The 23,263-nt window shown below is 75.7% G+C and carries 23 protein-coding genes and 1 tRNA gene; 10 read left to right on the plus strand and 14 right to left on the minus strand.

Annotated features, from left to right (window positions below; all coding sequences use genetic code 11):
• Nucleotides 1–47: 47 nt before the first annotated feature.
• From K1Y72_RS17805 to K1Y72_RS17820, 4 genes are all read left to right on the plus strand, one after another.
• On the plus strand, nt 48–1,265 hold the full coding sequence (locus K1Y72_RS17805) for a sensor histidine kinase (protein ID WP_220167468.1): 1,218 nt from the start codon (nt 48–50) through the stop codon (nt 1,263–1,265).
• Nucleotides 1,262–1,915: a response regulator gene (locus K1Y72_RS17810; RefSeq protein ID WP_220167469.1), complete on the plus strand. Its 654-nt coding sequence runs from the start codon at nt 1,262–1,264 to the stop codon at nt 1,913–1,915. The genes K1Y72_RS17805 and K1Y72_RS17810 overlap by 4 nt, the downstream gene beginning before the upstream one ends.
• Before the next feature lie 5 nt (nt 1,916–1,920).
• Nucleotides 1,921–2,250, plus strand: coding sequence for a hypothetical protein (locus K1Y72_RS17815; protein WP_308287122.1), 330 nt, complete (start codon nt 1,921–1,923; stop codon nt 2,248–2,250).
• A gap of 422 nt (nt 2,251–2,672) precedes the next feature.
• Nucleotides 2,673–3,353: a DUF4328 domain-containing protein gene (locus K1Y72_RS17820; protein ID WP_220167470.1), complete on the plus strand. Its 681-nt coding sequence runs from the start codon at nt 2,673–2,675 to the stop codon at nt 3,351–3,353.
• Here K1Y72_RS17820 and K1Y72_RS17825 read toward each other — a convergent pair.
• The 3 genes from K1Y72_RS17825 to K1Y72_RS17835 form a co-directional block, all read right to left on the minus strand.
• The gene (locus tag K1Y72_RS17825; RefSeq protein ID WP_220167471.1) at nt 3,350–6,661 is read right to left on the minus strand and encodes a DNA polymerase III subunit alpha; all 3,312 of its coding nucleotides are present in this window, start codon (nt 6,659–6,661) and stop codon (nt 3,350–3,352) included. The genes K1Y72_RS17820 and K1Y72_RS17825 overlap by 4 nt on opposite strands.
• Before the next feature lies 1 nt (nt 6,662).
• Nucleotides 6,663–6,938 (minus strand): DUF6504 family protein, encoded by a 276-nt coding sequence (locus tag K1Y72_RS17830; protein WP_220167472.1) that lies wholly within the window; start codon nt 6,936–6,938, stop codon nt 6,663–6,665.
• A gap of 296 nt (nt 6,939–7,234) precedes the next feature.
• Complete coding sequence (locus tag K1Y72_RS17835) at nt 7,235–7,516, minus strand: aldo-keto reductase family protein (protein ID WP_220167473.1); 282 nt, start codon at nt 7,514–7,516, stop codon at nt 7,235–7,237.
• A 275-nt stretch (nt 7,517–7,791) separates the two neighbouring features.
• On the opposite strand from K1Y72_RS17835, the gene K1Y72_RS17840 reads away from it, so the two are divergent.
• Both K1Y72_RS17840 and K1Y72_RS17845 read left to right on the plus strand, forming a co-directional pair.
• Nucleotides 7,792–8,478, plus strand: coding sequence for a TetR family transcriptional regulator (locus K1Y72_RS17840; protein ID WP_220167474.1), 687 nt, complete (start codon nt 7,792–7,794; stop codon nt 8,476–8,478).
• A gap of 65 nt (nt 8,479–8,543) precedes the next feature.
• The gene (locus K1Y72_RS17845) at nt 8,544–10,211 is read left to right on the plus strand and encodes a serine/threonine-protein kinase (protein WP_220167475.1); all 1,668 of its coding nucleotides are present in this window, start codon (nt 8,544–8,546) and stop codon (nt 10,209–10,211) included.
• Between the two features lie 12 nt (nt 10,212–10,223).
• On the opposite strand, the gene K1Y72_RS17850 is transcribed toward K1Y72_RS17845, so the two are convergent.
• Nucleotides 10,224–11,186 (minus strand): alpha/beta hydrolase, encoded by a 963-nt coding sequence (locus tag K1Y72_RS17850; protein ID WP_220167476.1) that lies wholly within the window; start codon nt 11,184–11,186, stop codon nt 10,224–10,226.
• Between the two features lie 159 nt (nt 11,187–11,345).
• On the opposite strand from K1Y72_RS17850, the gene K1Y72_RS17855 reads away from it, so the two are divergent.
• Both K1Y72_RS17855 and K1Y72_RS17860 read left to right on the plus strand, forming a co-directional pair.
• Complete coding sequence (locus K1Y72_RS17855; protein ID WP_220167477.1) at nt 11,346–11,804, plus strand: toxin glutamine deamidase domain-containing protein; 459 nt, start codon at nt 11,346–11,348, stop codon at nt 11,802–11,804.
• 17 nt (nt 11,805–11,821) lie between these two features.
• Entirely contained in the window at nt 11,822–12,079 is a 258-nt protein-coding gene (locus tag K1Y72_RS17860) for an SUKH-4 family immunity protein (protein WP_220167478.1), read from the plus strand.
• A 39-nt stretch (nt 12,080–12,118) separates the two neighbouring features.
• Here the strand turns inward: K1Y72_RS17860 and K1Y72_RS17865 are convergent, their stop codons facing one another.
• Nucleotides 12,119–12,538 carry a hypothetical protein gene (locus K1Y72_RS17865; protein WP_220167479.1) on the minus strand — a complete coding sequence of 140 codons (420 nt, stop codon included), beginning with the start codon at nt 12,536–12,538 and terminating at the stop codon, nt 12,119–12,121.
• 108 nt (nt 12,539–12,646) lie between these two features.
• Nucleotides 12,647–13,525, minus strand: coding sequence for an NAD(P)H-binding protein (locus tag K1Y72_RS17870; protein WP_220167480.1), 879 nt, complete (start codon nt 13,523–13,525; stop codon nt 12,647–12,649).
• 92 nt (nt 13,526–13,617) lie between these two features.
• Here K1Y72_RS17870 and K1Y72_RS17875 point away from each other — a divergent pair, with 92 nt between their 5' ends.
• The gene (locus K1Y72_RS17875; protein ID WP_220167481.1) at nt 13,618–14,487 is read left to right on the plus strand and encodes a LysR family transcriptional regulator; all 870 of its coding nucleotides are present in this window, start codon (nt 13,618–13,620) and stop codon (nt 14,485–14,487) included.
• Between the two features lie 25 nt (nt 14,488–14,512).
• Here the strand turns inward: K1Y72_RS17875 and K1Y72_RS17880 are convergent, their stop codons facing one another.
• The 8 genes from K1Y72_RS17880 to K1Y72_RS17915 form a co-directional block, all read right to left on the minus strand.
• Nucleotides 14,513–15,199, minus strand: a complete 687-nt coding sequence (locus K1Y72_RS17880; protein WP_220167482.1) for a hypothetical protein — start codon at nt 15,197–15,199, stop codon at nt 14,513–14,515.
• A 129-nt stretch (nt 15,200–15,328) separates the two neighbouring features.
• Nucleotides 15,329–15,964, minus strand: a complete 636-nt coding sequence (locus K1Y72_RS17885) for a LysE family translocator (RefSeq protein WP_220167483.1) — start codon at nt 15,962–15,964, stop codon at nt 15,329–15,331.
• A 183-nt stretch (nt 15,965–16,147) separates the two neighbouring features.
• Nucleotides 16,148–17,413: a polysaccharide deacetylase family protein gene (locus tag K1Y72_RS17890; protein WP_308287123.1), complete on the minus strand. Its 1,266-nt coding sequence runs from the start codon at nt 17,411–17,413 to the stop codon at nt 16,148–16,150.
• 39 nt (nt 17,414–17,452) lie between these two features.
• On the minus strand, nt 17,453–18,958 hold the full coding sequence (locus tag K1Y72_RS17895) for an AMP-binding protein (RefSeq protein ID WP_220167484.1): 1,506 nt from the start codon (nt 18,956–18,958) through the stop codon (nt 17,453–17,455).
• 129 nt (nt 18,959–19,087) lie between these two features.
• Nucleotides 19,088–19,699: a DUF1444 domain-containing protein gene (locus K1Y72_RS17900; RefSeq protein ID WP_308287124.1), complete on the minus strand. Its 612-nt coding sequence runs from the start codon at nt 19,697–19,699 to the stop codon at nt 19,088–19,090.
• A 113-nt stretch (nt 19,700–19,812) separates the two neighbouring features.
• Nucleotides 19,813–21,339, minus strand: coding sequence for a cobyric acid synthase (locus K1Y72_RS17905; protein ID WP_220167485.1), 1,527 nt, complete (start codon nt 21,337–21,339; stop codon nt 19,813–19,815).
• The gene (locus K1Y72_RS17910; protein WP_220167486.1) at nt 21,336–22,259 is read right to left on the minus strand and encodes a cobalamin biosynthesis protein; all 924 of its coding nucleotides are present in this window, start codon (nt 22,257–22,259) and stop codon (nt 21,336–21,338) included. Before K1Y72_RS17910 ends, K1Y72_RS17905 begins: the two co-directional genes overlap by 4 nt.
• Complete coding sequence (locus tag K1Y72_RS17915; protein WP_220167487.1) at nt 22,246–23,037, minus strand: phosphotransferase enzyme family protein; 792 nt, start codon at nt 23,035–23,037, stop codon at nt 22,246–22,248. Before K1Y72_RS17915 ends, K1Y72_RS17910 begins: the two co-directional genes overlap by 14 nt.
• 126 nt (nt 23,038–23,163) lie before the next feature.
• Here K1Y72_RS17915 and K1Y72_RS17920 point away from each other — a divergent pair.
• Nucleotides 23,164–23,240, plus strand: a tRNA-Arg gene (locus K1Y72_RS17920).
• The last annotated feature ends 23 nt before the right edge of the window (nt 23,241–23,263 follow it).

A 23,263-nucleotide genomic window follows, 5' to 3' on the forward strand; every position in this document is an offset into this window, starting at 1 on the left:
CCGAACGGCCGATCCGGCGTCCGGCCGCAGGTCGTAGCCTCGGAACCATGAACGGATCGGTGACCGGGCTGGACCGGTTCCAGTCGGTCGGCGGCTGCCTGGCGCGCGTCGCGCTGTGGGGCTGCGCCGGCCTGTTCCTGCTGCTGATCATGGTGGCGCGCACCGTGAACCGGGGCTTCACCTGGTACGACGCCGCGCTCTACGCCGTCGCCGCGCTCGCCTCGTTCGCCGCGCTCGCCCGGTGGCGGCCGCTGCCGTGGGCGGTCGCGTCGGCGGCGGCGTCGCTGGTCCTGACCGCGGTCCTGGCGGTGGCCGACCCGCCGTGGGTGAACCCCTCCGTCGCGCTGGAGATCTGCGCGCTGCTGGTGCTGGTCGGGCGGATGATGTGGCAGGCGCCGCGCCCGAGGTTGATGCCCCTGGCGGTGCTGATCGGCGGTGCGGTCGTCGCCGTGTCGATCCGCGGGTCGCCGCTGGCGGCGCTGGTGTTCTCGGCGCCGCTCGCGGTGCTCGTCTTCATCGCCGTCGGCATCGGCCTGTACCTGCGGGCACTGGACGCGCGCCGCGCCCGCGCCCTGGACGACGCGCGCCGCGACGAGCGCCTCGACCTGGCCCGCGACCTGCACGACTTCGTCGCCCACCACGTCACCGGCATCGTCGTGCAGGCGCAGGCCGCCCGGTACGCGGCGCGGGCGGGCAGCGCGCAGGGCCCCGAGGAGCTGGACGCGATGTTCGCCGGGATCGAGCGGGCCGGCGCCGAGGCGCTCACCTCGATGCGCCGGATGGTCGGGCTGCTCCGCGCCGCGCAGGACGGCCCCGGCGAGGTCGGCCCCGGCGAGAACGGTCCCGGCGCGACCCGCCCGGTCGGCGACCTCGCCCGCATCACCGACCTCGTCGCGGGGTTCCGGCACCCGCCCGCGACGCTGACGGTCGCGCCGGGCCTCGGCGTGCTGCCGCCCGAGGTCGCGACGACCGCGCACCGCATCGTGCAGGAGGCGCTCACCAACGCCCGCAAGCACGCCGCCGATGCCACCCGCGTGCGGGTCGTCATCGACCGGGCGCCCGAGGGCGGGGTGCGGGTCGCGGTCCGCGACGACGGGCAGGGCCGCGGGCGGCTGCTGCCGTCCGGCGGGTTCGGGCTCGCCGGGCTCGGCGAGCGGGTGGACGCCGTCGGCGGGCGGCTGCGCGCCGGGCCGCGTCCCGAAGGCGGCTGGGAGGTGGTGGCCGTCCTCGACGGTCCCGCGGAACTGGGAGGATGGGGCCCGTGACCCTCCGCGTGCTGATCGCCGACGACCAGGAGATGGTCCGCACCGGCTTCCGGATGATCATCGAGGCGCAGGCCGACATGACCGTCGTCGGCGAGGCCCGCGACGGCGCCGAGGCGGTCGCCCGCGCCCGCGAGCTGCGCCCCGACGTGTGCCTGTTCGACATCCGGATGCCCGGCGTGGACGGCCTGGAGGCGACCCGGCAGGTGGCCGGGCCGGGCGTCCCCGACCCGCTGCGCGTCGTCATCGTCACCACCTTCGACCTGGACGAGTACGTGTACGCCGCGCTGCGCGGCGGCGCCGCCGGGTTCCTGCTGAAGGACGCCGGCCCGGCGCTGCTCGTCGAGGCGGTGCGGGCCGCCGCGAACGGCGGGTCGCTGGTGTCGCCGTCGATCACCGTGCGGCTGCTGTCGCGGCTCGCGGTGCCGCCCGCCGCGCCCGCGGCCGCACCGCCCGCCGAGCGGCTCACCGAGCGGGAGCTGGACGTGGTGCGGCTCGTCGCGCGCGGCCGCACCAACGACGAGATCGCCGGGGAGCTGTTCGTGTCGCTGTCCACCGTCAAGACCCACCTCGGCAGCGTGCACCGCAAGCTCGGCACGCGGAACCGGGTCGAGGTCGCCGCGTGGGCCTGGGAGTCGGGGCTGGTCCGCTGACCGGGGTGCCGGCCGCCGTCCTCGCGGTGTGGCTCGCGGTCGCCCTCGGCTGGGGCGCGGTGCTGGCCGGAATGCGCCGCGGGCTGCACGGCCGGGCACGCGGGCCCGCGCTGCTGCTGCACGGCATCACCCCGTGGCTGCTGCTGCTCGGGTTCGCCACGCTCGGCTACGGCTCGCTGTACGCGATGATCGCGCTGGCCGCCGAGTGGTGGGCGCTGCTGCTGGTCACACGGCTCCGCCCGGAACGGCTGCTGGACGGCGGCGCGCGGCTCGCCGCCCTGTGGCTCGCGATCGCCGCCGCCGCAACACTCCTCGCGACCCGCTTGGCCGTATAACCGCCCCACCCAGCGCACCCCGCCCAACACACCACGCCCAACACACCCCGGCTGGCGCGTCCCGTCCAGCGCACCCCGTCCAGCGCACCCCGTCCAGCGCACCCCGTCCAGCGCGTCCCACCCGGCGCGACCCGTCCAGCGCACCCCGTCCAGCGCACCCCGTCCAGCGCGTCCCACCCGGCGCGACCCGTCCAGCGCGACCCGTCCAGCGCGACCCGTCCAGCGCGACCCGTCCAGCGCGACCCGTCCAGCGCGACCCGTCCAGCGCTCCCCGTCCGGCGCTCCCCGTCCGGCGCGGCCCTCCCGGCGCGACCCGGCCAACACACCCCGGTCGGTCGCGTGCGGCGGGCCGCGCGCGTGGCAGGTCAAAGGTACGTAGTATCCGAAGCAGGCCCCGGCAAAGCGCGAGGGAGGTCCGGACCATGCCGTGCGCGCTCTGCGGCGACATCATCCCCGATGAGGTCGCGCGCTGCCCGGCCTGCGGGGCGTGGGCGCGCCGCCGCGACTTCCGCGCCGTCGGGGTCGCGGTGTTCATGCTGCTCGGCTTCAACGCCTTCATCGCGCTCGGCTCGGGCATCAGCCTGCTCCGCCTGTCGGTGCCGCTGCACGCCGCGACCCACGACACCTTCGACCCCGCCGCGACGTCGCGGTCGCTGCTGCCCTACACCGAGGTGTTCGTCATCTGCGGCCTGCTCGCCGGGCTGACGGGCCTGCTGTACCTGGCGTGGCTCTGGCGCGCCTACCGGCAGTCGCCGGGCCCGCACCGCTACCACCGGTCCTGGGTCGTGCTCGGCTGGCTCTGCCCGGTCGTGAACCTGTGGCTGCCGCCGCGCCTCGTCTACGACGTGTGGGTGAACAGCGGCCGCTACCGGACGGCCGAGCGGCAGGCCGCGGGCGCCGTCGTCGCGGCCTGGTGGGGGTGCCTGCTGACGGGCCTCGCCGCCGCCCGGCTGTTCGCCGGCGCGCACGCCGACTCCCTCGCCGAGGCCCGCTACGACGTGCACCTCGGCGTCGCCGCGGCGGCCTTCCTCGCGCTCGCCGCCGCGTTCTGCATGGTGACGGTCTTCCAGGTCACCCGCCTCCAGGTCCTTCGCGACGCCTAGACAGTGGGTCCGGAGCTGCCGCCGCTGGCATGCCAGAGCCGCGCGGGCGAGCGGCGGACGTCCGGGCCGGCGTGGCCGATGTCGGCGTAGGGCGACAGCGCGAACCCGTTGGCGTAGACGACGCGGCCTGACGGCACCGGCCCGGCGGACGCGGACGCGGGCGCGGGCCGGGCCTGCGCCATCGCGCGGCGCACCGCGCCGAGGCCGCCGTCCAGCCAGTGCCCGTACAGCACCGCCAGGTCCCAGCACGCCTGCCCGGTGAGGGTGACGGCGCGGGCGCCCGCGCGGCGGACGCGGCCGCGCGCGAGCAGCGTCCAGGACCCGAACAGCGTCGCGGCGCAGCGGTCCTGCACCGACTCGAAGAACGCCAGGTCGACGGGGCCGGTCGCGTCGTCCAGCGTCGCGAAGATGACGCGCTGCCCGGACCGGACGGCGGGCGTCTGCGTCGCCACCTTCACGCCCGCCACCAGCACCCGGTCGCCGTCGCGGGCGCCGGGCAGGTCGCGGGCGCGCACCACGCCGAGGGCGTCCAGCAGGTCGTCGTAGAAGGTGAGGACGTGCCGGCTGACGTCCAGGCCGAGGATCTCCAGCTCGGCCTCCACGATCTCGCCGGGCGTCATCGGCGGCAGGTCCCCGGCCGGGACCTCCTCGCCCAGGTCGCCGAGCGGGAGCTGTCCCCGGACGGCGGCGCGGCCCGGCCGGGCCAGCGCGCCGACCCGGCGGTACAGGTCGCGGCGGCCCGCGCCGTGCAGGCCGTCGAAGGCGCCGGCGAGGGCGAGGTGCTCGGCGACGGGGCGGCTCACGCGGGCGCGCTCCCAGAAGTCGGGCAGCGACCGGTAGGGGCGCTCGGCGACGATCCGGCCGACCTCGGCGTCGCTGATGCCCTTCACCTCGTTCAGCGCGACCCGGATGCCCGCCGCGCCGCCCTCCGCGACGGGCTCGACGTGCCACTGCGGCGCCGACCGGTTGACGTCCAGCGGCAGGATCGGCACGCCGAAGTGGCGGGCGTCGTCCAGCACCACGCGCTTCGGGTACATGCCGGGGTCGTGGGTGAGGACGCCCGCGTAGAACGCCGCCGGATGGTGCCGCTTCAGCCACGCCGACTGGTAGGTCGGCAGCGCGAACGCGGCGGCGTGCGCCTTGCAGAACCCGAACGCGCCGAACGCCGCGAGCGTCCGCCACACCTCGGCGATCGTCGCGTCGTCGTAGCCGCGGGCGGCGGCCGCGCCCGCGAACCAGGCGCGGACCCGCTCGCGCCCGTCCTCGGCGGCCAGGTCGCGGCGGGCGGCCTCGGCGTCCGACAGGCCGCAGCCGGTCATGGCGTCGATGACGCGGAGCACCTGCTCGTGGAAGACGACGACGCCGTTGCTCTCGCGGAGCGCGGGCTCCAGGTCGGGGTGCGGGTAGGCGGGTTCGGCGCGGCCGTGCCGGGCGTCCAGGAACGGCGTGACCATGTCGGAGTTGACCGGCCCCGGCCGGAACAGCGAGATGTCGATGACCAGGTCGTCCAGGGTGCGCGGCTGGAGCTTGCCGACGAGCTCGCGCTGGCCGGGCGACTCGATCTGGAAGCAGCCGAGGGTGCGCCCGGAGCGGATCATCTCGTAGGTGGGGGCGTCGCCGGCGGGCAGGTCCTCCAGGACGACGTCGCCGCCGCCGGTGCGGGCGATCTCGGCGACGGCGTGCGCCATCGCCGACTGCATCCGCACCCCGAGGACGTCGAGCTTCAGCAGGCCCATCGCCTCCACGTCGTGCTTGTCGTACTGGCTCATCGGGAACCCGGCGGTGCTCTGCTCGACGGGGCTGCGGTCGCGCAGCGAGGCGTTGGACAGCAGCACCCCGCACGGGTGCATCGCCACGTGCCGGGGCAGCCCGTCCAGCCGCTCGGCCACCCGGAAGACCACCTGGAGGCGGCCCTGGTCGAGGCCGCTGGCGCGCAGCTCGGGCAGGTCGTGCAGGGCGGCGCGGATCTGCCGGGCCCGCACGTGCGGGAACGCCTTGGCGATCGCGTCGATCTCGTGCGGCGGCAGCCCGACGGCGGCGCCGACGTCGCGGATCGCCGACCGCGCCCGGTAGGTCTCCATCATCGACACCGTCGCGGTGCCGTCGGCGCCGTAGCGGTCGAACAGCGCCCGGTACGCCTCCAGGCGCCGCGCCGACTCCACGTCCAGGTCGATGTCGGGCAGGCCGGGGCGGCTGTCGGCGAGGAACCGCTCCATCAGCAGGCCGTGGCGGAGCGGGTCCAGGTCGCCGATGCCGAGCAGGTAGTTGACGAGGCTGCCGGCGCCCGACCCGCGGATCGCGCAGCGGATGCCGCGCGCCCGGATCAGCGCGGCGGCGTCGGCGACGGTGAGGAAGTAGGGGGCGAGGCCCTTGCGGGCGATGACGGCGAGCTCGGCGGCGAGGCGCTCGGCGGCCCGCGCCGACCGCTCCAGGCCGCGCCGGACGAGCCCGGCGGCGCAGCGCTCGGCGAGGTCGCCGGCCGTCTCGGGCAGGTGGACGCGGTCCATGCCGAGGTCGCGGCCGCCGTCGAGGGCGCAGCGCTCGCCGAGGCGCCGCGTCGCGGCGAGCAGCGCGGCCGCCTCGTCCTCGCCGCAGGACCGCTCGGCGGTGCGGCGCATCTCGTCCGGGGAGGTGAGGTAGGCGCGGCCGGTCACGTCCTCCAGGTGGCGGCGGTCCAGCGGGACGAGCTTGCGGGCGGCGTCCAGCACCTGCGCCACCGGGTGGTCGCCGGGCTCGGCGTAGCGGACCGCGTTGCCGAGGACGGCCGGGACGCCCGCCGCGCGGGCGAGCGCCAGCATCCGCGCGGCGCGGTGCGCCTCGCCGCGCCCGTGGTGGTCGACGATCTCCACGGCGGTCTCGGCGACGGCCCGCCAGGCGGCGAGCCGCGCGGCGGCGACGTCGGGGCGACGCTCGGCGACCGCCCGGCCGACGTCCGAGGCGGGTCCGAGCAGCACCACCAGCCCGGCGGCGTGCGCGGCGACCAGGTCGCGGCTCGCCACCGGGCGGCCGCGCCCGCCGGCGTGGTGGGCGGCGGTGACGAGGCGGCAGAGCGACGCCCAGCCGGCGCGCCCGCGCGCGAGGACCACGATCCGCTCGCCGCCGCCGAGGTCCAGGTCGGCGCCGACGATCGGCGCGATGCCCTCGCGCGCGCACGCCTGGACGTGCTTGACCGCGCCGTACAGGCCGTCGCGGTCGGTGAGCGCCAGCGCCTCCATGCCGAGCGCGGACGCGCGCGCCGCGAGCGCGTCCGGCCGCGCGACGCCGTGGCGCAGCGAGTAGGCGGAGGCGACGTGCAGGTGCACGGCCATCTCAGTCCCACACCCGCGACAGCATCCAGGAGTCGTCGGCGGGGTCGTGGCGCAGCTCGTACACGCCGATCTCGCGGTCGGGGGACGCCTCCACCCGCCAGAACTCGCGCTCCCCCGCGGCCTGCTCGTCGGGGCGGCTCTCCCGCCACCAGTCCCGCGTGGTGACCCAGTGCTCCAGCACGCGCCGGACGCTGTACAGCCGGCCCTGCCAGACGAACCGGACCGGCCGCCCCCCGCTCGTCCAGACGTCCACCGGATCGCCGAACACGCGCGTCATCTGCCTCCCCCGCCCTGTGAGTGGTGCGTCCACCGCACGGGGGAAGGCATGCGGCCCGTTCGAACATACGTTCGTCACCGAGTCTAGGGAAGGGCCCGCCCGGGAGGCAACCGGGGTTGATCTTTCGGACGGCCGCGGCCGCGCAACGACCCCGGCCCCGCACGCGAGTGCGCTACCTGACCGCGCGGGGCGACGCCGCAGGCGAGCCCCGCGCGGTCAGATCGCGAAGCGATGTCGCACTCGCCCAAGGCGCGGTCGAAGTGCGAGCCGCCAGGCGAGTACTTCGGGCCGTGACTTCAATCGGTACAGCCGAGCAGCCGGGCGAGGAGGTCGGCGGCGTCGGCGGCGCGGGCCGCGTCGGCCATGCCGCCGCCGCTCCACAGGTAGGACCAGCCGCCGCCGGTCGGCGTCGCCACCACCATGAGCTGGCGGCGGGTGCGCGGGCCGACGACGGCGAGCACCGACCCCTCGGGTCCGGCGAGGCGCCAGCGCAGCCCGCGCGCCTCGACCTCGTAGGCCAGGGCGGCCAGGTGGTGCCGGCGCGTCCCGGCCAGCTCGGGTGAACCGATTACGGACATCTCGATCAGCCGCCTCATCAGGGGTGCGAGGGAGCACCGTCGGTCCGGCGGCGCGGTGTCCGTATCGACGGCGGAAGACAACCTGCTTCCAGGATGGCCCGCGGGAAATGCCCGGCGCAGGCGATCCGGCATGCTTACGTCCACCTATTTTCGGACCGCCGCCATACCTACCTAGCCCGCCTCCCGCCGGGCGCGCGGAAACCGGCCGGCGAGGCGGTTTCCGTGGTAAACCCCTAGGAACACGCCCGCTCGGACGTCCCCCGCAGGAGCCCGCGATGACCGCCGTCCCCGATCCGCTCGCCCGCAGCGCGCCGGCCGGAGGGGACGCGCCGCCCGCGTCCGGGCGGGCGCTCGCCGGGCTGCGCGAGCGCAAGAAGCAGCGGACCCGGACGGCGCTCGTCGACGCCGCGCTCGACCTGTTCCTCGACCGCGGCTACGACGCCACCACCATCGACGAGATCGTCGCCGCGGTGGAGGTCTCGCAGCGCACCTTCTTCCGCTACTTCGCCACCAAGGAGGACGTGGTCGCCGGCTTCCTCGGCGAGTTCGACGCGGTGATGGCCGAGGCGCTCGCCGCGCGCCCGCCGGGCGAGCGGCCCTTCACCGCGCTGCTGGAGTCGCTGCGCGCGGTGCTCTGGACGATCGCCGAGAGCGGCGAGCACGAGGCCGAGCGGTTCCGCCGCGTCCGCCAGGTGATCGAGCGGACGCCCGCGCTCGCCGCCGCCGAGATGGCCCGCTTCCGCGCGTCCGAGGAGCGGCTCGCCGGGATCGTCGCGCGCCGCGAGGGCGTCGACTCCGACACCGACCTGCGGCCCCGCGTCATCGTGGCGTTCTACGCGGCGGCGAGCCGGATCGCGTTCGAGGACTGCGCGCGGCGCGAGATCGACGACCCGGCGGTGATCGCCGCGCGGGTGGAGGGCGCGGTGGCCCTCGCCGGCCGGACCCTGCGGGACTGGATTTGACGCGGCATTAAGTACGAGATCGCTATGGTTTGTCGGGTCGGCCCCCCGAGGACACCAGGATCGTGATGACCACGCACACCGGCGACGACCACCCCCCGCTGCTCCCCGGCGACCCGCCGCGGCTCGGCCCCTACCGGCTGACCGGCCGGCTCGGCCAGGGCGGCATGGGCACGGTCTACCTCGGCGCCGACGCGGCCGGCCGCACCGTCGCCGTCAAGGTCATCAACCAGGGGCTGGCGGGCGAGGCGGCGTTCCGCGAGCGGTTCCGCCGCGAGGTGACCGCGGCCGGGCAGGTCCGCCGGTTCTGCACCGCGCCCGTCATCGGCGCCGAGCTGGACCGCGACCCGCTGTACGTCGTCACCGAGTACATCGAGGGCCCCAGCCTGGAGCGCGCCGTCGCCGAGCGCGGCCCGCTGCCCGGCTCGGACCTGGAGGGCCTCGCCGTCGGCATCGCCACCGCGCTCCGCGCCATCCACGCCGCCGGCATCGTGCACCGCGACCTGAAGCCCGCCAACGTGCTGCTGTCGGCGACCGGCCCGCGCGTCATCGACTTCGGCATCGCGCGGGCGCTCGACGCGGCCGAGGGTCCGACCCGCACCGGCCAGTTCGTCGGCACCCCGAACTACCTGCCGCCCGAGCTGCTGCGCGGCGAGCCCGTCACCCCCGCCTCGGACGTGTTCTCCTGGGGCTGCGTCGTCGCCTACGCGGGCCTCGGGACCGCGCCGTTCGCCGGCAGCACCGTCCCGGAGATCTTCTACCGGGTGGCGCACGAGCCGCCCCGGCTGGACGGCCTGGACCCCGGCCTGCGCCGGCTGGTGGAGGCGGCGCTCGACAAGGACCCGCGCAAGCGCCCCTCGGTGGAGGAGCTCCTCGCCCGGCTCGTCGGGCAGGAGGCGCCGAGCTCCGAGCAGCTCGCGCACACCGTCCAAGCGTCCTGGCACGCCCCCGACGCGACGCTGCTGCGGCCCGCCGAGACCACCCGCAACGACAACGGCCCGGCGCCCGGACCCGGCCTGCCCGCCCCCCGGGGAGCGGGCCTGCCGCGCAAGCCGCTCGCCATCGGCGCGGGCGTGCTCGCCGCGGTCCTGGTCGCCGGCCTCGGCGCGTGGGCGCTGCTCGGATCGGACGGGCCGCCGTCCAAGCTCGCGACGGTGTTCGGCGACACCTTCTCCGACACCGGGTCGGGCTGGGACGGCGGGGCCTACGTCAGCTCCGCCGGGTACAAGGACGGCCGGTACCGGATGGAGACCGACAGCATCACCGAGACGCGGTGGAAGGGCGCGCCCAAGAAGGCCGACGACCTGCCCCTCCGGACGCTGACGACCGTCACCGCCTACCCCGTGGCCGGCTCCCCTGACAGCGCCTACGGCGTCTACTGCGCGGGCGCCGACAGCGCCGGCTACGAGTTCTGGATGCGGCGCGACGGCAAGGGCCTCGTCCTGCAGAAGAGCTCCAAGGACCGCGGCTCCAAGGCCCTGGCCACCGCCGACTCGGTGGGCGGCTTCCACGGCAAGGGCGCCAACAAGCTCCAGCTCGCCTGCGAGTGGCCGGCCGGCGGCGGCACGATCCGCGTGCGGGCCTGGGTGAACGGGCACCGGGTCGCCGACGTCACCGACACCGACCGGCCGCTCCCGAACGGCAGCATCGGCATCGGTGTGCGGCGCGGCGGCAACGCCTCCCAGCAGGCGACCGTCGACTTCGACGACGTCGACATCTCCAAGATCCTCGACTGACGCGCGGCGCCGCTAGTCCCCCAGGTAGCCGCGGATCCAGCGCGCCAGCTCGCCGAACACCTCCGCGCGCACCGGCTCCGCCGACAGCACCAGGTCGTGCAGGCCGCCGTCGATGCGCACCAGGGTCACGTGCCGGCCGAGCCGCGGCGTCCAGCGGGCGATGTGGCCGACGTCCAGAACGGCGTCGAGCGCAGTGAGGTCGGCCCGCGCCTGCGCGCGCGCGGACGGCCGGACGCTGCGCGCCGACGCCATCACCAGCACCGGCACGTCGATATCGAGCCCGGCGTGCACCCGGCGCTGCCCGCGCCGGACCGCCGCCAGCCACGCGGCCCGCACCGGGAAGCCCTCCAGCGGCTTCCAGGCCAGGTCGAAGTCCCACTCGCCGCCGTACTCGCGGTGGATGGTGCGCACGTAGGCGTCCGAGACGCCGGCGGGCAGCTTCGCCGAGGGGAACCGGCCGCGCAGCGCGCGCGCAAGACCGGCGCCCGCCTTGCGCATGACGAGCGATTCGTTGATGTCCAGGAACGGGCTGTTCAGGAACAGCCCGTCCACCAGGCCGCGGCCCTTCACCCGGTCGGCCCACAGGGCGGCGATCAGGCCGCCGGTGGAGTGGCCGTTGAGGAGCAGCAGGTCGTGGCCGTCCTCCTCGCGGACGACGCGGACCGCCTCGTCGATCTCGGGGAAGTACTCGCTGAGGCTCGCGATGTGGTTCGGCGTCTGGTGCGGGCGGAGCGACCGGCCGTACTTGCGCAGGTCCAGCGCGTAGAAGTCGAAGCCGTGCGCGACGTAGAAGTCGGCGAGGTGGGTCTGGAAGAAGTAGTCGACGAAGCCGTGCACGTACAGCACCGCGCGGCGCGCCGGCTCCGGCGCGCGGCGGCGGACGAGGGTCGCCACGACGGGCCCCTCGGAGTCGGTGCCGAGCGGCAGTTCGATCGCCTCGTAGCCGGGTCCGAGCACGTCGGGCTTCGCGTCCATCCGCACACCCTACGATCACCCCCGCTCCCGGCGCATCGTCCCGGCCTCCGCCCTGCACCCGCTGCGGCGCCCGCCCCCCGGCCACCGGGGCGGCCGTCCTGGCGCGGCGCCGGGTGCCCTAGCATCGGCCCGAGCGGCCGAGGAGACGGAGTCGACGCCATGGCAGAACCGCCCCCGCGCGAGGGCAGCCGGACCAGCAACGCGCTGGAGTGCGCCCTCAGCTTCCTCGACATCTGGTACGGCCGGCCGCGCGCCGCCGCGACCATCGCCTACGACCCGCAGGACCCGCTCAGCCTGCTGCGCGGCGAGGTCGGCGGCCGGGACCGGGCCGAGCGGACGCTCGGCGCGCCGTTCCGCTACCTCGGCCCCGACGGGTCGGCGCTCCGCGTCCTCGGCGACCGGCTGCACGACCTCGGGCACGGCCACGCCGCGCTGATCGTCAACGGCTGGCACCCCGACGAGGGCACCGGCACGCACGCCTGGAACGCCTGCAACCAGGAGGGGCGGGTGCTCTGGGTGGACGCCGCCACCGGCGAGCGCGGCCCGGACGTGCTGCACCCGAACGTGCACGGCGTCTGGGTCATCGTCACCGGGCCGGACGGCCGGGGGATGAAGTGATCACCAGGGAGCAGGTGGTGGAACGGTCCCGGGCCCTGTTCGACGGCGCGCCGTCCGCTGAGGGGCGCCGCCACGAGGTCGGGGTGTACGAGTTCGACCTCGGGTTCGTGGTGTGGCCGGTCGAGCCGCCGCCCGCCGACTGGTCCCGCCCGCCCGCGATGATCGGCGGCAGCGTCCTGGTGATCGACCGGAGCACCGGGGCGACGAGCGTCTGGCCGCGCCTCGCCGCCACCCAGGTCGCCGCGATGTACCGCCGGAGCCGGGACGCCGGCTGACGGGCGCCCCGGCCTCGCGGGGCGCCCGCCGTCCGGGCGTCAGTGCTGGACGGGCGGCTGCGCGGGGGCCTGCGCGGCCGGCTGCGCGGGCGCTTCGGGCCGGAAGGGCTGCATCGGCGCGCCCGGCGGCACCTCGCCCGGCGCCGCGCCGTACTGGACGCCCTGCTTCTCGGCGTCCCCGCCGCCGCGCCGCGACGCGAGGCTGCGGACGAAGTTGACGAGCAGCAGCACCGGCACGATGAACGCCTTGAAGAACATCACGTAGGTGCCGCCGTCGAAGACGAAGGCGAGGTAGAACGCGTAGCCGAGGAAGCCGGCGCCGAAGACCCCGTTGAAGGCCCGCACGCCCGCGCCCTGGCCGCCGCCGGCCACGGCCATGACGACCATCACGAGGCCGGCGAAGGCGAGGAACACCACGTACCACGAGAAGGTGGGTTCCGCGCTGAAATCGATGTTCACGTCAGTCGTCCTGGGGGGGTAGGTCGAAAAGGACGGCTCACCGTAGCCATTACTACACATGTCTTTCCGGGTATTTCTCCACAGAACACCCGACAAGCACCTACCTGCTCAGACCAGCGGCTTCAGGACCTTCTCGCACCACGTCCGGAACGCGGTCGGAGTCGCGGTGCGCTCGGTGCGCGGCACCGCGCCGTCGAGGCCCGCCTCCTTGGCGAGCATCATGTCGAGCATCCCCTGCGCCACCGCCTCGGACGCCCCGCGAGCGAGGAACCCGGCCTTGAACTCCTCCGCCGGGACGTGCTCGTAGCGCACGGGCCGGCCGAGGACGTCGCCGAGGATCGCCGCCGTCTCGCGCGGCGTCAGGTCCTCGGGGCCGAGCAGGGGCACCTCCCCGCCCTCCGTCCAGGACGCGTCGCGCAGCAGGGCGGCGGCGACATCGGCGATGTCGCCGGTCGAGCAGGCCGGCAGGGCGCGGTCGCCGGAGATCGGCGCGGCGTAGACGCCCGCGTCCCTGATCTCGGCGAGCCGGTGGAGCGTGTTGTCCATGAAGGACGGCAGCGCGAGCGCCCGGTAGGCGGCGCCCGACCCGGCGAGCAGGTCGTCCATCGCGAGCGAGGCGGTGACGTGGCCCGCCCGCGCGGCCTGCGGCGTCCCGCGCCCGAGCGCCGAGACGCCGACGACGCGCGGCACCCCGCACGCCGCGATCGCCGCGACGGCCGGGCGGGTGAAGTCCAGGTACGTGGCCTCCAGGCTCGGGCTCGCGTGGTCCGGCGGGACGAGCCAGAAGACGGCGTCCGCGCCGTCGAACGCCTTGCCGACGACATCGGGGTCGCCGTGCGAGCCCTGGACGATCTCGACGCGCTCGCGGGCGCCGGCCGCGAGCCGCGCCGGGTCGCGGACGACGACCCGCACGTCCTCGCCGGCGTCCAGCAGGCGCGCCAGGACCTTGCCGCCGATGGCGCCCGTCGGGGCGGTGATGACGATCATTTCGGAACCTCCGTGATGGGAACGCGCCCAGTCAACCCGGGGCCGCCGCGCACCTGAAGGACCGATCCGGGCACCATTGATACCCTCCGGGTATGGACGATCTGGAGGTCCGCCAGCTCCGCTATTTCGTGGCCGTCGCCGAGGAGCTGCACTTCGGCCGCGCCGCCGAGCGCCTCGGCATGGCGCAGCCGCCGCTGTCGCGCGCGATCCGCGAGATGGAGCGGCGGCTCGGCGTCGCGCTGCTGGAACGCACGACGCGGCAGGTCGCGCTGACGCCCGCGGGCGCGGTGCTGCTCCGCGACGCCCGCACCGCGCTCGACGCCGTCGCGGCGGCCGGGCACCGCGCCCGGCACGCGGGCCGCGCGCGGCCCGCCCTGCGCCTCGCGATGAAGGCCGACTACGACGCCGGGCTGCTGCCGGGCATCCTGGACGCCTACCGGTCCGAGCCGGCGGCGCTGCCCGTCGAGGTCCAGATGGGCGGTCCGGGCGAGCAGCTCCCGGCGCTCCGCGACGGCCGCGCCGACGTCGCGCTGCTCCCGACGCCGTTCGACGCCCGCGGCCTCGACACCGAGCCGCTGCTGACGGCGCCGCTCCTGGCCGCGCTCGCCGCCGCCGACCCGCTCGCGGCCCGCACCTCGCTGACGCTCGCCGACCTCGCGGGCCGCGTCCTGCCCGACGGCCTCCCCGCCGGCGAGGGACCGCGCCGGCCGTCCACCGCCCCGGGCGCGCCCCGCCGCGACCTCGCCCAGATCTTCAACCTGGTCGAGCTCGGCACCGCCGTCTGGTTCCTCCCCGACTGGCTCGCCGCCCGCCACCCCCGCCCGGCGCTCGCCTACCGCCCCGTCGCCGACGTCCCCCCGGTCACCCTCACCCTGGCCTGGCCCGCCGAGTCCCGCTCCCCCGCCCTCGCCGCCTTCGTCCGCACCGCCACCGCCCGCGCCGCCGCCCCGGCCCCCCGCTAGTCGCGGTGGCCGGTGCGCGCATCGATCACAGCCACTCCGCCGGGGGCGGGCCGAACGCGCGACGGCCGGCCCGCACGGTCAGTGTGGCGAGGGCCGCGTTCGCACCGCCGCCGATCGCGGCGCCGATGCCGAACGGCGCCACCCGGCCGAGGACGATGATCCCCTGCTTGGTCCCGTACTTCGTGACGAAGTTCTTTCCCAGGACCTTGTTGATCTGCTTCAGCGTCTCGACGGGCACCTTGGCGACGACCTGGCGCCCCCAGTGCTGCCCCGTGCGCTCGGCCATCTTGGTGATGGTCCCGCTGCCGGAGCCGCCGAGCATGATCCCCATGACGATCGTGCGGCGGCGCTCGACCTCGTCGAGGGGCACGCCGTGGACCTCGGCGATCGAGAGCGCGTAGAGAGTGCTCAGTTCGAGCGATGACAGGAACTCACCTGCCGACAGCGCCAGCGCCACTCCGGTGCCGACGCCGGGCGCGGCCGCGCTTCCCCCCACCGCCGCGCCCGATCCGGCCAAGGCGCTGACGTACATCCGCTCCAGGCTGCGGATCACCTGGGCGGGCGTCGCCTCCGGGTTCCGCTGGCGGGCGCGGGCGATGTTCTTGCTCACCAGCCCGCTCTGCGCCTCGATCGCCCTGTCGAGCAGTTGAAGAACCTTCCCCGCGGGGGCTTCCTCTACCGCATCCGGCCCGTCGAAAGCGTCTACCGCCATGTTCTGGACTCCTTGATTCATTCCATTCTGACCAAGCCCCCCATTCGACCAGTTGGACAGCTTTAACGCCATATAAACCGAGCAACCAAGGTTGTCCGTTAATGGCAACCGGGCGAGGAGCGCCCCCCGCTAGTCGCGGCGGCCGGTGGCGGCGATGGTGACGCCGAGGCCGATCATCATCAGGCCGCCGGTGCCGCCGATCGCGGCGAGGCGGCGCGGCGAGCGGGCGAGCCAGCCGCGGGCGGTCGCGGCCGCGAGGCCCCACGCGCCGTCGCAGAGCAGCGCGATCAGGCAGAAGACCAGCCCGAAGACCAGCATCTGGAGCGGCACGTGGCCGCGGTCGCGGTCCACGAACTGGGGCAGCACGGCGGCGAAGAACACCGCCGTCTTGGGGTTGGTGATCCCGACGAGGAAGCCCTGCCGGAGCGCCCGCCCGCGCTCGGCGGGGGCGCCGGCGCCCATCGCCTCCTGGAGCGAGCCGCGGTGCCGGAACGCCCGGACGCCGAGGTAGACCAGGTAGAGCGCCCCGGCGAGCTTCAGCGCCGTGAAGACGACGACCGACTCGGCGACGATCCGGCCCACCCCGAACGCGACCGCGGCGCTCAGCACCAGCGCGCCGAGCTCGTTGCCGGCGACGCTGGCGAGCGCGGTGCGGCGCCCGTGCGCGAGGGCCCGCCCGACGACGAACAGCACGGCGGGGCCGGGCACCAGGATGATGACGACGGAGACCGCGCCGAACGCGAGCACCTGCCCGAGAGAGACCATGCCCCGGATTATCGGACCCCCGCGCCGTCCGTGAGAAAGGGTTTTCCGTCGTCAGGCGCCGTACGGTCCGCCCGGACGCGTGCCGCTGCCGGGGCGGCCGCTCTCCGGGCGCGCGCCGCCGGGCCGGCTGCCGCTCGGGCGGCCGGCGCCGGGCCGGGCTCCTCCGGGTCGCACCGCGCGCCGTCAGCGGGGCCAGCGGGCCGGGCGGTGCCCGACCGGCAGCTTCCGCAGCTCGTGGAGGACGTGCGGCCTCTGCACGTCCAGCCAGTCCACCAGGTGGCGGAACGACACGCACCGCACCTCGGGCTTGCGGCACACCGTCCGCATGACGCTCTCGACGGCGTCCATGTAGACGCCGCCGTTCCACTGCTCGAAGTGGTTCCCGATGATCAGCGGGGCGCGGTTGCCGTCGTAGGCGCGGTGGAAGCCGCCCATGAGGCTCGCGCGCATCTGCTCGCCCGCGCCGAAGCCGCCGCCCTTCGGCTGGTTGGCCATGTAGTTGTAGTCCATCGACAGCACCTCGAACGGCCGGCCGGGCATCGGCAGCCGCTGGAGCGGCACGTCCCACAGCCCCTGGGTCCTGTCCGGCCACACCTGCGTGCCGTTGCCGCTGGAGTCGTAGCGGAAGCCGAGCGAGCGGCCGGCCGCGCGGGCGGCGGCGCGGCCCTCCAGGCAGGGGGTGCGGCCGCCGATGAGCTCCTTCTCGTAGTCGAAGGGCAGGGGCCGCATCCCCGTCCAGCCGGTCGTGGTCCGCCAGTGCTCGACGAACCACTTGGCCTGCCGGATCTCCGCGCGCCACTGCGCCGCGCTCCAGGCGTTCACGCCCGTCGCGCCGCAGAAGTGCCCGTTGTAGTGGGTGCCGATCTCGTTGCCGGCGAGCCAGGCGGCGCGCACCTCGTCCAGGGTGCGGTGCACGTCGGCGGGGCGGAACAGCCCGATGTCGGACGCGCCGCGCGCGTGGCCGGGCGGCCGGTAGCGCATCCGCTGCGACTTCGGCAGCACGTAGAGACCGCTGAGGAAGAACGTCTGGGTCGCGCCGTAGCGGGCGCCGAGGCGGCGGAAGTGCGAGAACAGCCGGTTGCCGTCCTCGCCCGCGCCGTCCCAGGAGAACACCACGAACTGCGGCGGGCGCTGCCCCGGGGCCAGGACGGACGGTCGCCGCGCGCCCGGCTGCGGCCCGGTGTCGGCGGTCGAGCCGTCGCCGATCAGCCGCCGCACCGCGGGCGCCGCCTCGGCGGACGTCTCGCGGCGGGCGGCGGACGTCCCGGCCGGCCGCTCCCGCGCGTCCGCCGGCCGGTCCGCGGCCTCGCGGCCCGCCCCGGCGAGCCCGCACTCGTGCGCCAGCGCGGCGGCGAGCGCCACGCCCGCCACCACGCCCGCCGTCTTGACCGCCGCCGTCGCCATCCCGGTCCCCCGCCCCTCGACGGTGTCCACCGTGGCAGCGCCCACCCGTAAAGATCTTGGACGCGGCGGCGGCTGACCGACTCCTTACCGCTCGTTGCCCCCCGCTTGCGCGGCCCGCGCCTCCTCCTCCGGCAGGCCGCGCAGCGCCGCCCGCCGGATCTTGCCGGTGGAGGTGCGGGGCAGCTCGGCCAGGAACCGCACCGAGCGCGGCACCCGCGTCTCGGGCAGCCGCCGCCGCGCGTAGGCGAGGAGCTCGCGCGCGGCGGCGTCGGCCGGCGACGCCTCCGGCCCGAGCACCGCGAACGCGCGGAGCGCCCCGTCACCGTCCGCGACGACGGCGGCCTCGATGACGGCGGGGTGCCCGCCGAGCACCCGCTCGATCTCCAGCGGCCGGACCGTCCCGCCCGCCGCCGGGACCTCGTCCGCCCGGCGCCCGTGCAGGTGGACGAAGCCCGCGGCGTCGACGTGCACGACGTCGCCGGTGGACAGCCAGCCGCCGGCGCCGAGCACCTCGGCGGTCCGGTCGGGCCGGTTCAGGTACCCGCGCATCACCGACGGGCCGCGCACGTGCAGCGCGCCCGGCTCGCCGACGGCGGCGGGCGCGCCGTCGCCGCGCCGCACCTCGATCTCGTAGGGGTCCAGCACGACGCCGAGGGTGCCGCGGGCGCGCCGGGCGACGGTGTTGGACACGAAGGTGTGGCCGACCTCGGTGCTGCCGAGGCCGTCCAGCACCGGGCAGCCGAGCATCCGCTCGATCCGGTCGGCGAGCGCGGGCAGCAGCGGCTCCCCGGCGGACGCCGCGGCGCGCAGCGACCCGGTGACGTCGGCGGTCCCCTCGGCCTCGACGAGCCGCGCGTACCAGGCGGGCACCGCGAACAGCAGCGTCGGCCGGTGCCGGCGGATCAGCGCGGCGGCGCCCGCCCCCGTCGGCCGGTCCGGCCACAGTACCGACGCCGCGCCACAGAACATCGGGAAGAACACCGACGCGCCGAGTCCGTACGGGTAGCACGCCTTGGCCAGGGAGAACGTGACGTCCCTGTGAGTCATACCGAGCGCGCCGATGCCGAGCGCCTGGAAGTACGCCTCGGGGTCGGTATGCGTATGCACGGCGCCCTTGGGCCGGCCCGTCGTCCCGGAGGTGTACTGCACGTAGGCGGGGGTGTCCGCGCCGGCGTCGGCCGGGTCGGGGACGTGCGCGGGCTCGTCGGCGAGGTCCTCGCCGGTCAGCACCTGCGCGGTGGGGAACCGGGAGGCCAGGTCCGCGCCGCACACGACGGCCCGCGGTCCGGCGTCGGCGAGGACGTGGGCGTGCGCCGCGGCGGACCGCTCGGGCCCGGTGAGGACGGCGACCGCGCCGAGCCGCAGGGTGCCGAGCAGTGCGGCGGCGAACCCGACCGAGTCGGGCAGCGCGATCAGGACGCGGTGGCCGGGCCGGACGCCCGCCGCGTGCAGCACCCCCGACGCGCGGGCGGCCGCATCGTGCACCTCACCGTGGCTGAAAACCGCCTCACCGGCGTAGAACAGCGGGTGGTCGCGCCACCCGTGGGTATCCGCGCGTCGAGCGAGCGCGGCCGCGAGATTGCCTGCCATGGCTGAGCTCCTCCTGCCTGCGAGCGACAAGCGGAGGTTACGCCGGGTGCGCGTGGCACCACGGGGCGTTCGCGCTATTTCGGTCCCGGTCCGGAGCCGATTAGGTCATACCTACGGAGGCCGCCGTTGTCATCCGGCAAAGATCTCCCAGCCGGTCCCCCGGCGCACCAGCAGGTCGCGGGAGAGCAGGCTGCCCGCCGGCACGTCCCAGTCGGACGCGGCGCCGTCCTCGCCGCGCTCCTCCGACCAGACGCGGCCGGTCGCCCAGCGCAGCTTGTCGATCCCGTCGGCGTGGCCGGTGCCCGAGGCGACGAACACGTCCCGCGCGGGCAGCGCCACCACGAGGTCGCCCTCGACGTCCTGGGCGAGCTTGTCGAGGAAACCGTCGTCGAGCGCGAGCCCGGCGGCGAGGCCGCCCTCGCCGAGGGTGACCGTGACGGCGCGCGCGTCGGGGTACCAGCTCAGCGACAGGTCGGGCCGCCGGTCGCGCAGGTTCACCACGGCGAGGCGCCGCAGGTCGCCGGGCGCGACGCCGAGCTCCTCGCAGTGCCGCGGCGCGACGTGCTCGTAGCGGCGGGCGTGCTCGTCGACGTGCTCCAGCGCGTAGGTGACGTAGACGTCGCCGGCGAGCGCGTCGCGGACCGGCTCCTCGGCCGGCGGCAGCGGGAACTCCAGCTGCACCTCGGCGGGCACCCGCGCCTTCATCAGCGGGACGATCAGGCTGGTCCGCGGAGCGGTCACGGGCGGTTCCTCCTGGGGGCGGACGGCAGCAGAGTGGATCACGATACCGGTGCGGCACCGGTGGCGGCCGGAACCCGCCCGTCCCCATGCGTGTCCCGCCCGCGGGGACGGCCCTAGCCGCCCCCGGACGAGCCGCCGCCCGGCGCCGGCGGGGCGCCGCCGGGCGCGACGACGGGCAGCCCGGCGGGCGCCCCGCCTTCCAGCAGGCGCCGCAGCGCGCCGGTGTCCAGGTGCTCGGCCACCAGGTCGCCGAGCACGTCGAGCGTCCGCTCGCGCAGCCCGGCGAACGAGGTAGCGGGGGCGGGCGTGAAGTCGCGCCCCGCGCGCGCCGCCACGTCGGCCAGGAACGCCCGCCGGAAGCCGTCGTTCTCCAGCGCGCCGTGCCAGGTCGTGCCGTAGACGGCGCCGTCCCGGCACCCGTCCAGGAACGGCTCGCCGCCGTGGACCTCGGCGATCCCGTGGTGGATCTCGTAACCGTCCACGTCCTTGCCGTAGGCGCTGCCGCGCGGCCGCGCGAGCGTCTTGTCCGCGCCGAACCGCACGCGCACCGGCAGCAGGCCGAGCCCGTCGACGACCCCGGCCCGCGACTCGACGTCGTCCTCGATCCGCTCGGCGAGCATCTGATAGCCGCCGCAGATCCCGAGCACCGGGCGTCCCTCCCGCGCCCGCCGCTCGACGGCCCCGGCCATCCCGTTGCCGCGCAGCCAGCGCAGGTCGCTCACCGTCGCCCGGCTGCCGGGCAGCACGACCAGGTCGGCGTCCGCCAGGTCCCCGGCGCCCGTCGCGTACCGGACCACCACGCCGGGCTCGCACCGCAGGGCGTCCAGGTCGGTGAAGTTGGAGATCCGGGGGAACCTCGCGACCGCGACCCGCAGCGTCTCCTTCCCGTACGGGGCTTCGGCGCCGCCCCTCGCCGCGTCCAGCGCCAGGCTGTCCTCGGCGTCCAGGTACAGCCCGCTCTGCCAGGGCAGCACGCCCAGCGTGGGGCGTCCGGTCAGCATCCGGAGCTGCTCCAGTCCGGGCGCCAGCAGCTCGCTCGCCCCGCGGAACTTGTTGATGACGAACCCCGCGACGAGTGCCTGGTCCGCCGGCTCCAGCAGCCCGACCGTCCCGTACAGCGCCGCGAAGACGCCGCCCCGGTCGATGTCGCCGACCACGATGACCGGCAGGTCGGCGGCCCGCGCGAGCCCCATGTTGGCGATGTCGCCCGCCCGCAGGTTGATCTCCGCCGGGCTGCCCGCCCCCTCGCAGATCACCGCGTCGTACGCGCTCCGCAGCTCCGCCAGGCTCGCCGCCACGGCCTCCCGCAACCGCTCCTTGAGCGCCCCGTACTCCAGCGCGTCCACGTCGGCGACCGGCCTGCCGAGCAGCACGACCTGGCTCCGCCGGTCGCTGCCGGGCTTCAGCAGCACCGGGTTCATCACCGCGCGCGGCGTCACCCCCGCCGCCTGCGCCTGCATGTACTGCGCCCGGCCGATCTCGGCGCCGTCCGCCGTGACCATCGAGTTGAGCGACATGTTCTGCGCCTTGAACGGCGCCACCCGCACGCCCTCGCGCGCCAGCCACCGGCAGATCCCGGCCGTCAGGACGCTCTTGCCCGCGTCCGACGTCGTCCCGGCGACCAGCAACGCCCCGCTCACGCCCGCCTCCACCACGCCGCACCCGCACAGACCACCGCAGCGCAGACCGTAACAGCCCGGGACAAACGCACCGCCCGCCGGACGTCGGCGACCTCGGGCGCCCGCCCGTCCCCCATCTCCGGCCGCCGCTCGACACGCCCGCCGTAGGAGTTCGTCCCGCCGAGCCGCACGCCCAGCGCCCCCGCGAAGGCCGCCTCGCACCGTCCCGCGTTGGGGCTCGGATGCTCGCCGCCATCGCGCCGCAGCACCCGCCAGGCGTCCGTCCGGGGCGCGCAGGCGACCGTCAGCAGGCCCGTCAACCGCGCCGGCACCCAGTTGGCGACGTCGTCGAGCCGCGCGGCAGCCCACCCGAACCGCTCGTACCTGGCGCTCCGGTAACCGACCATCGCGTCCAGGGTGTTGACGGCCCGGTACGCCAGCAGCCCCGGCACACCGGCCACGGCGCCCCACATCAGCGGCGCGACGGCCGCGTCCGAGGTGTTCTCCGCCACCGACTCGACGGTGGCGCGCGCGAGCCCGTCAGCGTCCATCCGCGCCGGATCCCGGGCGCACAGGTGCGAGAGGCGCCGCCTCGCGTTTTCGACGTCCCCCGCCTCCAGGAACCGGGCCATCGCCAGCCCTTCCCGGCCCAGCGACGTCCCGCCGAGAACGGCCCAGGTGGCCAGCGCCGTCACCCCGACCCGGGCCACGTCCCCCCGCGCGACCCGCTCGACCGCAACGCCGCCTGCCGCGACACCCCCGACGAGCGCCGCCGCGTACAGCACGCCGCGCGCCCGGGAGTCACCGTAGACCCGTCGCTCAGCAGCCCCAGCCGCCCGCCCGAACAGGGCCACCGGATGCCCGCGCCTCGGATCCCCGAAAACCCCGTCCAGCGCCACGCCCGCCAGCAGCCCCAGTGCTCTGCCCTCAGAGGCACGCATCCAGTTCGTCCCAGTTCCGTTCGAGCCAGTCCTGGGCGCGCCTGATGCGCGCCCCGGCTCCCCCGTGCCACATGCGCGCCCAGCCGCCGCCGTACTGCTCGGCGCGCCACTCCATCGCCCGGTAGGAGCGCTCGAACCGTACCCGCGACGCCGTCAGCAGCTCACCCCGGGTGGCACGGTCCAAACCGTAGGCGTCGCTGAACAGCCGCATCCGCCGACCCACGTCGACGCCGTACAGGCGCCAGTCCCGATCCGCCGGATCGGCGACCGGCGCCCAGTGCCGCAACGCCGTCACCACGTCGTACAACCTCGTCGTGGGCCGCGCCAGATCGAAATCGATCAGCCCGCAGACAACCCCACCCCGAAAGACAACATTCTCCGGCGTCACATCACAGTGCCCGATGAGCTCGGGCTCCCCGTCCAGGTTCGACGCCGCTGTGTCCCACGGCGCCCCCTCCGCCAGCCCGTACCCCTCGACCGCGTCGTGGTAGCGCCGCAACAGCCGGGCGACACCCGCCAGCGCCTCATCGCTCACCGCGTACGCCGGCAGCGGCCGCCGCGGCGTCTCCCCCGGCACCCAGCTGAGGACCTCGCGCCCGCGCCCGTCCACCCCGAGCACCCGCGGCGCGCCGTCGAACCCGACGTCCTCCAGATGGCGCAGCAGCCCGTGCACCGCCGGACTCTGCGGCCCGAGCGGCCTCCGCACGGTGTCCCCGACCCGCACGACCCCTTCGGTCACGTCCCCGCCGGACAGCGGGATCTCGATACTCGCAGCCACGAACGGCAACGATATGACCTTCACCCGACCGCCCCGACCGCATTACGATGATCCAGAGCAAGGCCGCGCCGCGCGGATCCACCCGTGCGAAGACCACCGGCCGCGCTCTACACTCGGGGCCGACAGGCGCCCATAGCTCAGCCGGATAGAGCATCGGACTTCTAATCCGACGGTCGGGGGTTCGAATCCCTCTGGGCGCGCCACCCGTGACGAGGCCGACGACAAC

The organism is Actinomadura parmotrematis (assembly GCF_019458805.1).
GTDB lineage: Bacteria > Actinomycetota > Actinomycetes > Streptosporangiales > Streptosporangiaceae > Spirillospora > Spirillospora parmotrematis.

What these genes read in the sequence shown, in the direction of transcription:
- K1Y72_RS17835 (WP_220167473.1), bottom strand. Translation starts at nt 7,516, where the DNA reads ATGTCCGTAATCGGTTCACCCGAGCTGGCCGGGACGCGCCGGCACCAC.
- K1Y72_RS17845 (WP_220167475.1), top strand. Translation starts at nt 8,544, where the DNA reads ATGACCACGCACACCGGCGACGACCACCCCCCGCTGCTCCCCGGCGAC.
- K1Y72_RS17880 (WP_220167482.1), bottom strand. Translation starts at nt 15,199, where the DNA reads ATGGCGGTAGACGCTTTCGACGGGCCGGATGCGGTAGAGGAAGCCCCC.
- K1Y72_RS17805 (WP_220167468.1), top strand. Translation starts at nt 48, where the DNA reads ATGAACGGATCGGTGACCGGGCTGGACCGGTTCCAGTCGGTCGGCGGC.
- K1Y72_RS17820 (WP_220167470.1), top strand. Translation starts at nt 2,673, where the DNA reads ATGCCGTGCGCGCTCTGCGGCGACATCATCCCCGATGAGGTCGCGCGC.
- K1Y72_RS17825 (WP_220167471.1), bottom strand. Translation starts at nt 6,661, where the DNA reads ATGGCCGTGCACCTGCACGTCGCCTCCGCCTACTCGCTGCGCCACGGC.
- K1Y72_RS17875 (WP_220167481.1), top strand. Translation starts at nt 13,618, where the DNA reads ATGGACGATCTGGAGGTCCGCCAGCTCCGCTATTTCGTGGCCGTCGCC.
- K1Y72_RS17895 (WP_220167484.1), bottom strand. Translation starts at nt 18,958, where the DNA reads ATGGCAGGCAATCTCGCGGCCGCGCTCGCTCGACGCGCGGATACCCAC.
- K1Y72_RS17855 (WP_220167477.1), top strand. Translation starts at nt 11,346, where the DNA reads ATGGCAGAACCGCCCCCGCGCGAGGGCAGCCGGACCAGCAACGCGCTG.
- K1Y72_RS17885 (WP_220167483.1), bottom strand. Translation starts at nt 15,964, where the DNA reads ATGGTCTCTCTCGGGCAGGTGCTCGCGTTCGGCGCGGTCTCCGTCGTC.
- K1Y72_RS17850 (WP_220167476.1), bottom strand. Translation starts at nt 11,186, where the DNA reads ATGGACGCGAAGCCCGACGTGCTCGGACCCGGCTACGAGGCGATCGAA.
- K1Y72_RS17830 (WP_220167472.1), bottom strand. Translation starts at nt 6,938, where the DNA reads ATGACGCGCGTGTTCGGCGATCCGGTGGACGTCTGGACGAGCGGGGGG.
- K1Y72_RS17840 (WP_220167474.1), top strand. Translation starts at nt 7,792, where the DNA reads ATGACCGCCGTCCCCGATCCGCTCGCCCGCAGCGCGCCGGCCGGAGGG.
- K1Y72_RS17910 (WP_220167486.1), bottom strand. Translation starts at nt 22,259, where the DNA reads ATGCGTGCCTCTGAGGGCAGAGCACTGGGGCTGCTGGCGGGCGTGGCG.
- K1Y72_RS17870 (WP_220167480.1), bottom strand. Translation starts at nt 13,525, where the DNA reads ATGATCGTCATCACCGCCCCGACGGGCGCCATCGGCGGCAAGGTCCTG.